Source organism: Micromonospora sp. NPDC049559 (genome assembly GCF_040676675.1).
Classification (GTDB): Bacteria; Actinomycetota; Actinomycetes; order Mycobacteriales; family Micromonosporaceae; genus JBFAPK01.
Window position 1 is genome coordinate 180,138 of the sequence record NZ_JBFAPK010000011.1, and the last position, 12,080, is coordinate 192,217.

At 70.9% G+C, this 12,080-nt stretch carries 15 protein-coding genes and 1 pseudogene; 4 read left to right on the top strand and 12 right to left on the bottom strand.

What is annotated here, in order from left to right; translation table 11 throughout:
* Positions 1-397 precede the first annotated feature (397 nt).
* The 6 genes from AB0J86_RS15460 to AB0J86_RS15485 all read right to left on the bottom strand — a co-directional run bounded on the left by AB0J86_RS15460 (position 398) and on the right by AB0J86_RS15485 (position 3,220).
* The gene (locus AB0J86_RS15460) at positions 398-685 is read right to left on the bottom strand and encodes a hypothetical protein (protein ID WP_363857423.1); all 288 of its coding nucleotides are present in this window, start codon (positions 683-685) and stop codon (positions 398-400) included.
* Between the two features lie 20 nt (positions 686-705).
* Complete coding sequence (locus AB0J86_RS15465; protein WP_363857425.1) at positions 706-1,104, bottom strand: hypothetical protein; 399 nt, start codon at positions 1,102-1,104, stop codon at positions 706-708.
* On the bottom strand, positions 1,101-1,691 hold the full coding sequence (locus tag AB0J86_RS15470) for a hypothetical protein (RefSeq protein ID WP_363857427.1): 591 nt from the start codon (positions 1,689-1,691) through the stop codon (positions 1,101-1,103). Before AB0J86_RS15470 ends, AB0J86_RS15465 begins: the two co-directional genes overlap by 4 nt.
* A 74-nt stretch (positions 1,692-1,765) precedes the next feature.
* Entirely contained in the window at positions 1,766-2,086 is a 321-nt protein-coding gene (locus AB0J86_RS15475) for a hypothetical protein (RefSeq protein ID WP_363857429.1), read from the bottom strand.
* Positions 2,083-2,625 carry a hypothetical protein gene (locus AB0J86_RS15480; RefSeq protein WP_363857431.1) on the bottom strand — a complete coding sequence of 181 codons (543 nt, stop codon included), beginning with the start codon at positions 2,623-2,625 and terminating at the stop codon, positions 2,083-2,085. The genes AB0J86_RS15475 and AB0J86_RS15480 overlap by 4 nt, the downstream gene beginning before the upstream one ends.
* Before the next feature lie 55 nt (positions 2,626-2,680).
* On the bottom strand, positions 2,681-3,220 hold the full coding sequence (locus tag AB0J86_RS15485; protein ID WP_363857433.1) for a MauE/DoxX family redox-associated membrane protein: 540 nt from the start codon (positions 3,218-3,220) through the stop codon (positions 2,681-2,683).
* Between the two features lie 302 nt (positions 3,221-3,522).
* On the opposite strand from AB0J86_RS15485, the gene AB0J86_RS15490 reads away from it, so the two are divergent.
* On the top strand, positions 3,523-4,272 hold the full coding sequence (locus AB0J86_RS15490; RefSeq protein ID WP_363857434.1) for an AfsR/SARP family transcriptional regulator: 750 nt from the start codon (positions 3,523-3,525) through the stop codon (positions 4,270-4,272).
* 58 nt (positions 4,273-4,330) lie between these two features.
* On the opposite strand, the gene AB0J86_RS15495 is transcribed toward AB0J86_RS15490, so the two are convergent.
* The 3 genes from AB0J86_RS15495 to AB0J86_RS15505 form a co-directional block, all read right to left on the bottom strand.
* Positions 4,331-5,287, bottom strand: coding sequence for a YihY/virulence factor BrkB family protein (locus AB0J86_RS15495; RefSeq protein WP_363857436.1), 957 nt, complete (start codon positions 5,285-5,287; stop codon positions 4,331-4,333).
* Positions 5,288-5,378: 91 nt separating this feature from the next.
* Positions 5,379-6,188, bottom strand: coding sequence for an ABC transporter permease (locus tag AB0J86_RS15500; protein WP_363857438.1), 810 nt, complete (start codon positions 6,186-6,188; stop codon positions 5,379-5,381).
* Between the two features lie 47 nt (positions 6,189-6,235).
* Positions 6,236-7,045, bottom strand: a complete 810-nt coding sequence (locus AB0J86_RS15505) for an ABC transporter permease (RefSeq protein WP_363857440.1) — start codon at positions 7,043-7,045, stop codon at positions 6,236-6,238.
* A 391-nt stretch (positions 7,046-7,436) separates the two neighbouring features.
* Here AB0J86_RS15505 and AB0J86_RS15510 point away from each other — a divergent pair, with 391 nt between their 5' ends.
* Positions 7,437-8,303 carry an NAD(P)H-binding protein gene (locus AB0J86_RS15510; protein ID WP_363857442.1) on the top strand — a complete coding sequence of 289 codons (867 nt, stop codon included), beginning with the start codon at positions 7,437-7,439 and terminating at the stop codon, positions 8,301-8,303.
* A 61-nt stretch (positions 8,304-8,364) separates the two neighbouring features.
* Here the strand turns inward: AB0J86_RS15510 and AB0J86_RS15515 are convergent, their stop codons facing one another.
* The gene (locus AB0J86_RS15515) at positions 8,365-8,988 is read right to left on the bottom strand and encodes a TetR/AcrR family transcriptional regulator (RefSeq protein WP_363857443.1); all 624 of its coding nucleotides are present in this window, start codon (positions 8,986-8,988) and stop codon (positions 8,365-8,367) included.
* 86 nt (positions 8,989-9,074) lie between these two features.
* On the opposite strand from AB0J86_RS15515, the gene AB0J86_RS15520 reads away from it, so the two are divergent.
* Entirely contained in the window at positions 9,075-10,124 is a 1,050-nt protein-coding gene (locus tag AB0J86_RS15520; protein WP_363857445.1) for an aldo/keto reductase, read from the top strand.
* 124 nt (positions 10,125-10,248) lie between these two features.
* Here AB0J86_RS15520 and AB0J86_RS15525 read toward each other — a convergent pair whose 3' ends face one another.
* Complete coding sequence (locus tag AB0J86_RS15525; RefSeq protein WP_363857447.1) at positions 10,249-10,458, bottom strand: DUF397 domain-containing protein; 210 nt, start codon at positions 10,456-10,458, stop codon at positions 10,249-10,251.
* A pseudogene (locus AB0J86_RS15530) lies at positions 10,449-11,247 on the bottom strand (helix-turn-helix transcriptional regulator). Before AB0J86_RS15530 ends, AB0J86_RS15525 begins: the two are co-directional and overlap by 10 nt.
* Before the next feature lie 337 nt (positions 11,248-11,584).
* Between AB0J86_RS15530 and AB0J86_RS15535 the strand changes: the two are divergent.
* Positions 11,585-11,929, top strand: coding sequence for a DUF1330 domain-containing protein (locus AB0J86_RS15535; protein WP_363857449.1), 345 nt, complete (start codon positions 11,585-11,587; stop codon positions 11,927-11,929).
* The last annotated feature ends 151 nt before the right edge of the window (positions 11,930-12,080 follow it).

Sequence of the window (12,080 nt, forward strand, 5' to 3'; positions counted from 1 at the left end):
CAGCCGAAAACCTCACCACCAGCTGTCACATCGATGTAACAGCCCGAGGTTGTGCGGGAAATGCTAGGTTCCAAACGCTGGCGCTGTAAAGACTTTCGCAACACGTCCCCGTAACTTTTGCCCGTGCGAGCAGAAGTCCTCGATGGACCGGCGGGCACAATGACCGGCGTCATCGCGTCCGGCGCCGGCCACATCGACCACCAACGACGCGGCGCGGGCCGATCAGCCGGGACGTTCCGGCCGGAGCGACCGGGCACGTGGGACGGCCGGGACGACCAGGCACGTGGGACGGCCGGGACGACCAGGCAGGCGGGACGACCGAAACGCCGCGGGGCGGGGGTGGAGCCCACCGGTCCGATGGGCTCCACCCCCGCCCCTGGTGCGGGATGGCGTGCGGTCAGGTGCTGCGCTGCAACGTGCGCAGGTCTCCGGTCGCGTCGATCTTCTTCACGTACACGGCGCCGTCGGAGCCGACATGGACGTCGACGGCCTCGGTGGTGAACTGGCCCGCGGCGCCCGCCTTCAGCGGGACCTGCGGGTCGACCACGATCCGCCCCGGGCCGACGTGCATCGCGAAGACGCCCTGGATCTCGCCCTCGTGCACGCCGGTACCGATCATCACGGCGGTCCGTCCGGAGTCGTCCTTGGTCAGCGCGACCACGCCGCGGTCGGTGGGTATGGCCATGACACTTCCCTTCTCTTCCGTCATTTCGCTACATCGCCGTCCGAGGACCACAGGGGTGAGCGGGCGGGAACCGGCGCGCCAAACATGATCTTGCGCCAGTCCCCGGTGAAGGTGAATACGCCACAGGTCGTCACGACACCGAGCCGGCTCGGCACCCGGGCGCCGGTGACGTGCTGCGGGACGGAGCCCATGCCGTACATGCTGTCCAGGTCCGGCCAGACGGAGATGCTCAACAGGGTGTTGGTACGCCAGCCGACCACCATCCGGCTGCCGATCAGTTCCGGCAGCCGCCGTTGGACGGCTCGCTTGATCCTCACGTGCAGGACCACGAGTCGCAGCAGGACCCACCTGCTCGGGCACTCGAACCGGGTGATGACCACCTGCCCGCCCGACGGGTCGGGCTCGTAGACCGGGGTCACGCCCAGATCGTCAGCAACCCTTGAGCCACCGCCGCGACCACCAGCGTGGTCCCGGACGCCCGACGCAGGATTCTCTGCCAGTCCTGCCATCTCCGGCCCTTCTTCTCCTCGTGGATGGGTGTCGTCGTCGGCACCCGGAGGCTGAGCAGCACCATCGAGATCGCCGCCAGCGCCGCCACGACGATGAGCGCCGTGGGTACCAGGGCCGGGCTGAACAGCACCAGTGCCGCCAGGCCGGCCCAGATGAGCGAGGTGGTCTTCTGGGTGGTGAACAACAGCGCCAGGTCGAACCCCCAGACCAGCCCGAGCGCGCCGGGCGGGAGGGTGTTCACCAGCGACTGCGGAACCTGACGCCAGACGTGCGGCGTGCGCTGGGTGAAGTCGGCGAGGGCGAACCCCGCCACCACCACGGCGAGCAGCACCCACCGCGCCGGTTCCGGTACGACGGCCTGCACCGCCACCGACACCAGGTACACCGGCACCGCGAGAACGGCCGCTCCCAGCAGCCCGCCGATCAGCAGGCCGAGCAGGAAACGGATACCGCCGGAGCGGTCATACCGCAACATGGGACCGGCGACCCCGGCCATGGAGACACCTCAAGGGCTGTAGCCCTGGAGCAGCGCCCCGGCCACGGCGACGGCGAACCAGACCGCCATCCGGGTCAGCCGCAGTTGGAGAGGCAGGTACAGCCGGACGCCGAGCCGATGGTCGTACCGCTGGAGTTCTTCTTCTCGCAGCACTGGCACCGGTAGTACGGACCAACCGTGCCGAACGTGCAGGTCCAGACGTAGTGGTTCGAGGCCAGGCAGTTGGAGAGCGAAACGTTCGGCGGTACGTAGACGAGGTTGCAGCACTCCCAGTTCGCGGCCTGCGCCGGGGAGCCCTTCGCGAACACCGCCACGGCCGCGGCCAGCCCACCGGCCCCGATGCCGCGCAGCACGCCGCGACGCCGGACGGTGGTCTTGCTTGTCGACGTGGTCATGACACCTCCTGGATCTCGTTGTCGACGCGTCCCACCGCAGCCAGCACGCTGTCCAGATCCCAGAAGAGCAACGCGGTCTGCAGCCGGCCGCGTCGGAACAGGAGGGCTGCGGGGCTTGAATCCACACCGAACTTCTGGGTGCTCCAGGTGCCGCCGTGGTCGATGTAGGTGTGGGTGCGGTGGAAGCCATGGCGCTTGGCGAAGTCCTCGCCGCGCTCGCGGATACCGCAGGACACCACCACGGTGAGGTCGACGCCGCGGTCCAGCGCGGCGGGCACCTGAGCGGCGATCTTCTCGCAGCTGGCGCAGGACGAGCTGAGCACCAGCACCACGCTCGCGTCGCGGGCGGGGACGTGGGCCAGCTCGGCCGGCCATTCGAGCGGCTCGGCGCCCAGCTTGGCGTTCTCGATCGGCTCCACCTGCTTGCTCGGGGTCTGGTCCTGCGTCGGTACCCGCGAGGCCAACTCGCCGAGCATCGCGAAGAGCAGGACGACCGCGCAGGCGAGTACGAGCAGGACGAGACCGAAGAAGACGGTCACGATCGGTTCCCTTCTCTCTACCGGTACGCGCGGGCGTCACCGGTCACGGACGGCGCTACGGGTTGGTGCGGGCCCGGGAGGTCAGCAGCGGACGCACCAGCGGTACGACCCACGAGCGGTTGGTCACCAGGCAGAGGACGAGCAGGGCGAGCGCCGCGCCGAGCGGACCGGCGGCCGGCTCGTACGGCGTCGCACCGGACCAGACGTTCACGGCGACGGTGGCGAGCAGTCCGAACCCGGTGAGCACGCTCACCCGGCCGAGCGGCCGACCGGCGGGCCGGCCGAAGCAGCCGCACGGCTCCTGGCTGCCGCGTACCGCGCCGACGAGACCCAGCAGGGCGAAGCTCAGGCCGAGCGCGCCGACCAGCACCGAACCGAGCCACCAGGCCGGGCGTACCGCCAGGACGCCGGCGGCGGCGCACTCGGCGAGCGCGACCGCCCGTACCGCGCCGCCGGTGCCGAGCGCACTGCGGGCGCCCAGCTCGACGAGCGCCCGGCGCAGGTGTTCCGGGCTGACGAGTTTGGCCAGCCCCGCCAGCAGCAGCACCGCCGCGGCGAGGCTGTTCACGAGCAGCAATCCGGCGTTGACGATCATTTTCGGCCCCGTTCCATCGCTTGCCGGGTCCCGTTCGATCACTCGCCGGCGACGTATCGCCGCGACCACACCGATCGACCGAGATCTTTGCGTGTGTCGGCAACTTCCACCGAAACCGCCAACACGGCAAACAGTTTCGTCAGCCCGGTCATCGTTCCCGCACCTGCTCGGGTACCGCCTTGTCACCACCCTGTCATCCCCAAGTCATCGATCCGCCTCTCTTGACACGCTCCGATCTTCTGGCCGACGATCCGGAGTGCTATCGCTCGGAGACGGAACGCATCGATCTGCTCGGGGGGATCATGAAGTTCTCGATTCTGGGTCCCCTGGAGGTACGCACAGCCGACGCTTCCGTGGAGCTGCCGGCCCTGCGCCACCGACGGATCCTCGCCGCGTTGCTGCTGGCCCCGGGCGGCAGGCTCTCCACCGAGCGCCTGATCGAGGCGGCCTGGGACAGCCCCGGACCGCCGACCGCCCGCAAGCAGGTGCAGAACTGCGTGGCGGCGCTCCGCCGCCGGCTGATTGAGCAGGGCGCGTCGCCCACGATGCTGGTCACCCGTCCGGGCGGCTACCAGCTGGACGTACCCGACGACCACGTCGACGCCCGGATCTTCACGCACCTGGTCGAGCTGGCCCGCCGGACCGCCCAGGACCAGGCCGGTCAGGCGGTACGGCTCTACCGCTCGGCGCTGACCCTGTGGCGCGGACGGGCCCTGGAGGGGTTGGACGGGCACGCCTTCGGGCCGAGCGCCGCGTGGTTGACCGAGCTGCGTCTCACCGCCGCGGAGGAGTGCTTCGACCTCGAACTCTCCAACGGCCTGCACCTCCAGGCGGTACCCGACCTGGTGAGCCTGGCGGCGGAGAACCTCAGCCGGGAACGGTTGCAGGCGCAGCTGATGACCGCGCTGCACCGGTGCGGCCGCCAGGTGGAGACCTTCCAGGTCTACCAGCGGGTGCACGACTACGTCGCGACCGAGATCGGCAGCGAGCCGGGCGTCGAGCTGAAGCTGCTGCGGGAGCGACTGCTGCGCGAGCGGGGCGCCTGGCCCTGAGCTAACGGCCAGGCCGCGTTCCATGAGGACCGGCCGGCCTCCCCTGACGAAAAGCGGCCTAGTCCCGCTCGCCGCGTTCCCGTTTGCGCAGCTTCCGGTCGTCCCGGAGCTCGACGTACGGCTCCTCCTCCGGCGGGTGGCCGGCCGCGATCGCGCGCCGGCGTTCCAACTCGGCGTCGAACTCCGCGCCGAGCAGGATCGCCACGTTGGTGAGCCAGAGCCACACCAGGAACACGATCACTCCGGCCAGCGTCCCGTACGTCTTGTTGTACGAGCCGAAGTTCGACACGTACCCGGCGAAGAGCGCCGAGACCACCAGCCACACGACGACGGCGAAGACCCCGCCCGGGCTGACCCAGCGGAAGCCGCCGTGCCGGGCGTTGGGCGAGGCCCAGTAGAGGATCGCGAACATCAGGCTCACCAGGATCAGCAGCACCGGCCACTTGGCGATGCTCCAGACGGTCACTGCGGTGGAGCCGAGCCCGATCGCGCCGCCGGCCGCCTCGGCCAGCCGGCCCGTGAAGACCACGATCAGCGCGCTGGCCAGCAGCATGACGCCGATCAGCACGGTCACCCCGAGCCGGACCGGCAGGGTCTTCCAGATCGGCCGCCCCTCCGGCACGTCGTAGATCGCGTTGGAGGCGCGCATGAACGCGGCGATGTAGCCGGAGGCGGACCAGATGGCACCGAGCAGGCTCAGCGCGGCCACCGCGCTGGCCGTGGCGCCGCTGTCGCGCACCTGGTTGATCGCGTTGTCGAGGATCGTGCGGATCTGCGGTTGCGGCAGCACGTCGTGGATCGTGCCCTGCACGTCGTCGGTGGTCCGCTTGCCGAACAGGCCGATCACGGAGACCAGGACCAGCAGCCCCGGGAAGATCGACAACACGCCGTAGTACGTGAGGGCCGCGGCGCGGTCGGTCAGCTCGTCGTCCTGGGCCTCGCGGACGGTACGCCGGAGCACCTGCCACCAGGAGCCGCCGGAGAGCTGGGTCGGCTGCCGCGGGGCCTTGGCCATGCTGCTCGCCCCCCTGACGACGCTGCGGACACCGACCCCGCGGCATGCCCAGCCTGCGCCGGAAGTAACCACGGGGGCGCGGTCCGGGCGCTCACTTGTACAGCATGCGGCTCATCCGCCGGGCCGCGACCGCCAGCCCGAGCGCCGTCGCGGCGAGCAGGTAGAGCACGTCGACCAGCCGGAGCCAGCCGGAGCCACCGACGGTGATGCCGCGCACGAGGTCGACCGACCGGTACAGCGGCGTCACCTCGACCAACCAGCGCAGCACCGCCGGGTAGGCGGTGGCCGGCACGAACGTCCCGGAGAAGAGGAAGAGGGTGAACTGCACCGAGCCCATCAGGTCGAAGTCCTGCCAGCTGCGCATGAAGGTGGAGAGCGCCATGCCGAGCGCCCCGAACGCGAAGCCGACCAGCATCGCGGCCGGGAAGGCGGCCAGCGCGGCGCCGGACCCGGTCAGCCCCATCCCGACCATCACGCCGAGGAACGCGGCCGAGTAGAGCGAGCCGCGCACCATCGCCCAGGCGAGTTCCCCGAGGGCGATCTCGAACGGCTGCACCGGGGTCGCCAGCATGCCGTCGTAGAGCTTGACGTACTTCATCTTGCCGAAGAAGTTGAAGGTGGTCTCGGAGAGCGCGCCGCTCATCGCCGACGAGGCGAGCATCGCGGGCGCCACGAAGGCCGCGTACGACACCACCCGGCCCCCGGGCAGCGTGAGGTCGCCGACCAGCGAGCCGACCCCCACCCCGATCGAGAGCAGGTAGAGCAGCGGCTCGAAGAAGCCGGAGATCAGCACGATCCAGTACGCCGAGCGCAGCGCCGCGACGTTGCGTTCGGCCACCGACAGCGCGCGGGCCGGCGCCCCCTCGAAGCTGATCAACCGCGGCAGGACGATGCTGACCACGTCGCGTTCCCCTTCGTCGTCTCCGAGCCGGTCGGTGCCGGGGCCGGTCAGTACAGGAGCCGGCGGCGGAACCGCGCCCGGGCCAGCACCCATCCCCCGGCCGCCCAGGCGGTGAGGTAGAGCAGATGTCCGGCGACCGACCAGCGGGGCGCGACTCCCAGGGTCGCGGCCCGGCTCAGGTCGACGCCGTGCCACAGCGGCGACCCGTACGCCAGCCAGCGCAGCACCGGCGGCAGCGACTCGACCGGGAAGAAGACCCCGGCGAAGAGCGTCATCGGGATGACGGCGAACCGGAAGAGCAGCGCCAGGTAGCTGTCGGTCTTGACCGAGGCGGTGTACGCGAAGACGGGCGTCGACACGGCCACGCCGAGCAGCAGCGACACGGGCAACACCGCCAGCGCCCAGACCGAGTGCAGCGCGCCGAACCCGGCGACCACCAGCAGGAAGACCAGGGTGCTGCTGAGCACGCGGAACAGCACGAAGGCGAGGTGGCCGCCGAGGATGTCGCCCACCCGCAGCGGCGAGGCGGCCTGCGCGTAGTAGGTCTTGATCCATTCGAAGTTGCCCAGCACCGGCCAGGTCGACTCGCCGATCGCCACCTGCAGGGCGGTCGAGGCCAGCAGCCCCGGCACGACGAAGTCGAGGTAGCGCACGCCCTCGACGCCACCGGTCACGTAGGAGCCGACGCCGAGGCCGAAGCCGAGCATGGACAGCAGCGGCAGCGCGAACGAGGAGAAGGCGCCCGCCCGCCAGACCCGCCGGTAGGCGACCAGGTTGTACTCGAGGACGGCGAGCGCCGGCACCCGGGCCACCGACGTGCGGTGCCCGGCCGGCGCCGCGCGATCCACCACGCTCATCGACTCACCCCCGTGCGACCCTCGACCCGCTCCGCCGTTGGTACCGCAGGGGTACGACACCCTGGCGGCCCGGACGGCCCCGTACTGTACGTGCCCCCGCCCGCCGCCGCCCGCGAATTCCGCCGTACGCCGGCCGTCGCCGCCGCGGAGTTCCATTTCGCCGTACCGGAGACGCGGTGCCCAATTCCGCTCAGAGCCTCGATTCGCCGGTCCGGCAAGCGACAGCGGAAAATCTCACTCCCGCGCGCTGAGGAACCCCCATTTTCGCTGGTCAGGAGCGAACATGAACAACCTGTTCGCGTTTGCCGGATCGCCATTGGGCGGTTGAGGATGGGCCCCTGCCACGCGCCGCGACAATTCGACTGGCGCGAATTTCCTCGGGAGGATCGACGTGACGACGCTGGTGACGGGTGCCACCGGGAATGTGGGGCGGCTCGTGGTCGAGGAGCTGCTGCGCGCCGGTGAGCCGGTACGCGCGCTGACGCGCGACCCCGGGTCGGCCGGGCTGCCGGACGGGGTCGAGGTGGTGGCCGGAGACCTCGCCGAGCCGGAGACGCTGCGCAACGCGCTCGACGGCGCCGACCGGATGTACCTCTTCCCGTACGCCCGGACCGCTCGGGAGGTGGTCGACCTGGCGAAGCGCTCCGGGGTACGCCGGATCGTGGTGCTCTCCTCCGGCGCGGTCACCGGCGGCCTGGACACCGACTTTCATCTGCCGGTGGAGCGGGCGGTGGAGGAGTCCGGTCTGGAGTGGACGCACGTGCGCCCGGGCGAGTTCATGCTCAACAAGCTCTGGCTCTGGGGGCCGTCGATCCGCGCCGAGAACGTGGTGCGGGAACCCTTTCCCGACGTGGCGTGGTGCCCGGTGCACGAGCGCGACATCGCCGAGGTCGCCGCGATCGCGCTGCTCGCCGACGGGCACCAGGGGCGGGCGTACGACCTCAACGGGCCGGAGCTGATCAGCCGGCGCGACCAGTTGCGGGCCATCTCGGCGGCGCTCGGTCGCGAGGTGCGGCTGGAGGTGGTCAGCCCCGCACGGGCGCGCGAACTCTACCGGGAGCAGGGCGGCTTCGCCGCCGCCAACGCCGACTTCCTGCTCGGCTTCGAGAGCTACTCGGGCGAGCGGGCCGATCCGGCGACGCTGGAGCGGCTCGACCTGAGCGCGTACGGGCCGCTCCCCACGGCCGAGGCGGTGACCGGCCGTCCCGCGCGCACCTTCGACGGGTGGGCGCGCGAGCACGCGGCGGACTTCCGGTAGGCGGCACCCGGGCGGGGCCCGCACCGGCCCGGGGCGCGCCGACGGTGGCCGCACGGCCCGGTCACCCGTCGCCACCGCCCCGGTACGCGCCGGCGCGGGCCGCCGCGACGGCCGCCTCGGCTGCCCGGTCGGCGGCGGCTTCGTCGAGGGCGCCGCCGCCGACGAGCAGGCGGTAGTAGAGCGGCGCGGAGACGGCCCTGATCACCTCCCGGGCGTCGGTTCCCGGGGGAAGCTCGCCCCGGTCGACGGCCTGCCGCACGCAGGGTGCCCACTCGTCGATCCGGGTGTCGTAGAAGCGCCGCAGGGCCTCGGCGGTCCGGTCGTCGGAGGTGGCGGCGGCGATGACCGCCTTGAACAGCGCCCCCTGGCGGGGGTCGGTGAGCGTGCGCCGCACCAGCCGGGCGTTGGCGGTCAGGTCGCCGAGCAGCGACCCGGTCTCGGTCCGGGGCGACGACTGTTCGGCCATGTCGAGCAGCAGGTCGGCGACCAGGTTGGCGACGGTTCCCCAGCGGCGGTAGACGGTGGTCTTGCCGACGTCGGCCCGGCGGGCGACCTCGGCCAGGTCCAGGTGGGCGAAGCCCTGCTCGGCCAGCACGTCCCCGGCGGCGTCGAGGACGGCGGCCCGCACCCGCGCGGTACGGCCGCCGGGCCGCGTCTTGCCGGGTTCGACCTCGGGTACGGGCATAACGGGACTCCAGTTCCATTAGACGGCTCCGGCCTGCTATCGTCCAGACTAACGGAACTCCAGTATCGTTTAGGAGTGGGCTAGTCATGGAATACCGACGATTGGGATCTTCGGGGCTGATGGTGCCGGCGCTGAGCCTCGGCACCGGGACGTTCGGGGGTCGCGGGCCGCTCTTCGGCGCGTGGGGCGACACCGGCGTACGGGAGGCGCGCCGCCTCGTGGACATCTGCCTCGACGCCGGCCTCACCATGTTCGACAGCGCGGACGTCTACTCCGACGGCGTCTCCGAGGAGGTGCTCGGCGAGGCGGTCAAGGGGCGCCGGGACCGGGTGCTGATCTCCACGAAGACCGGGCTGCCGACCGGCGACGGACCCGACGAGGCGGGCACCTCCCGGTCGCGCCTCATCCGGGCCTGCGAGGACGCCCTGCGGCGGCTCGGCACCGACCGGATCGACCTGCTCCAACTGCACGCCTTCGACGCGGGTACCCCGATCGAGGAGGTCCTCGACACGCTCGACGAGCTCGTCCGGGCCGGGAAGGTGCGCTACGTCGGCGTCTCCAACTTCTCCGGCTGGCAGTTGATGAAGTCCCTGGCGGTGGCCGACCGGTACGGCCACCCGCGCTACGTCGCGCACCAGGTCTACTACTCGCTCGTCGGGCGGGACTACGAGTGGGAACTCATGCCGCTCGGACTCGACCAGGGCATCGGCGCGCTGGTCTGGAGCCCGCTCGGCTGGGGCAGGCTCACCGGCCGGATCCGGCGGGGAGAGCCGCTGCCGGCGGAGAGTCGCCTGCACCAGACCGCCGAGTACGGGCCCCCGGTCGAACAGGAGCAGCTCTTCGACATCGTCGACGTCCTCGACGAGCTGGCCCGGGAAACCGGGCGGAGCGTGCCGCAGATCGCCATCAACTGGCTGCTCCAGCGGCCGACCGTCGCCTCCGTCATCATCGGCGCGCGCAACGAGGAACAGCTCCGGCAGAACCTCGGCGCCGTCGGCTGGTCGTTGACGCCCGAGCAGGTGGCGCGACTCGACGAGGTGAGCCAGCGGACCCCGGCGTACCCGTACTTCCCGTACTACCGGCAGGCCGGCTTCGCCCGGCTCAACCCGCCGCTGCCGCACCGGGTCGCGGCGTAGGGGCGAACTTCGCCCTGCCACAGCGGACCCGGGGCAGGCGCGGGGCGGGGCCGACGTACGGCGGCGGACTCCGGGAGGGTGCACGGGTGGGCGTGACGGTCCCCGGCCCTCCCGGAGCGGGTTCTCAGGGGCGCGGGTTCCCGGGGCTCAGCCTCGACACGTCCGCGACGAAGGCCCGCCACGCCTCGGGGGCGAAGGCGAGGGTACCGCCGTCGCGGTCCTTGGTGTCCCGTACCAGTACCCGGCCGGGCAGGTTGTCGGCGACCTCCACGCAGGCTCCACCGTTGGAGCTGGAACGGGAGGACTTGCGCCAACGGGCGCCGGTCAGATCCATGACTTCGCCACCTCCTTGATCAGGTCCATCGACTGGCGGCGCGGGAGGGCTTCGGTCCGGACCACCTCCCAGGTGGTAGTCAGCCTAGCAATATCGATGGGGTCGTCCATGATCTGCGCGCGGAGCTGGTTGTCCGCATAGGCGACCCGGTTGCCGTCCGGCAGCTCGGCGATGATGAACTGGCCGGCTTGTCCGGGGTACAGGCCCTCGTCGGGAACGACGTGCAGTTGGACGTGCTCCAGGGAGCCGTACTCGATCAGCCGGTCGAGCTGTTCGGCCATCAGGCCGGGGTGTTCGGGCAGCGGCCGACGCAGCATCGCCGCGTCGATCACGACAACGAACAAGGGTGGCCGCTCGCCGGTCAGGATCGCCTGGCGTTCCATCCGGGCGATCACGCGCTGCTCGACCTCGTCCGGCTTGAACTGGCCACTGCACGCGATCGTCGCTCGCGCGTACGCCTCGGTTTGCAGCAGGCCCGGTACGACCAGCGGCTCGAACCAGCGCAGCACCACCGCCTGGCGCTCGAACTCAATCCACTCCCGCAGCCAGGGCGGGCAGCTCTCGAGTTTGGCCAGCTTCCGCAGCGCCCGCATGAACATGCCGCCGGTCTGGAGCCCGGTGTCGACCGCCTCCAGGTACTCCGGCGTGGGTGGCCGCCCACCCGTTTCGACCGAGCTGACGTGCGACCCGGAGTAATTGATCAGGTGACCGAATTCCTCCTGGCTGAGCCCGCCGACTCGTCCGCGCGATACGCAATTCTTCCACGATGTATTCCAGCACCACGCTCACGGCTTCCCCACCCTCTGCTCAGATTTTTCGGCTAGCCGCTCTCGCCCCGCCCAGCCGCCCGGAAGGCATCGACGAGCTGGTCAAACACAAACGCTAATGGGCAGTCGAAGGGGCGGTAAATACCCGACACAAAGATTTCCAATTGTCGGCCCGCCGCGCGGTAAATATTGCCAAGACGTGAATCACCCGGAAGGGTGACCGACGTCGAGGCACGGCCATTACCCGAGGGATAATCGACAAGCCGCCGGGACGGCGGGATCCTCGTTGCTGAGTGGAACCGAGATTCCGCCGTACGCCCGGGCGAGGGTGGAAAGCCACCGCGACGAAGGGAAAAGCCATGACCGCGTACGCGCTCGCGCACCTGCGCAAGGCACCCCCGCACCCCGAGGTGCTGGAGTACCTGGAGCGCATCGAGACGACCCTCGCCCCCTTCGGCGGGCGGTTCATCGTCCACGGCGGAACGGTCGACGTGCTGGAGGGCGACTGGCCGGGGGACGTCGTGATCATCGAGTTCCCCGACCTGGCCGCCGCCCGCGCGTGGTACGCCTCCGACGACTATCAGGAAATCAAGCACCTGCGGACGCGGCACATCCCGGGCGAGGTGATCCTGGTCGACGGGGTCGAGCCGGACCACGACTCGGCGCGGATGGCCGCCGAGATCCGGCGCGCGTCCGGTCTGTGATCTTTCTGAACCGGTGCCGGGCGACCGGCACGGCCGTTCGGCCGGGCCGGGGCCCGGGCGCCGGCCCGGGGGAGGCCGGGACCCGGGAAAGGAAACGCACCCCCCCCCCCGCCGAGTGGGGGGCGGGGGGCGCCACCAGCGCGCCCGGCCC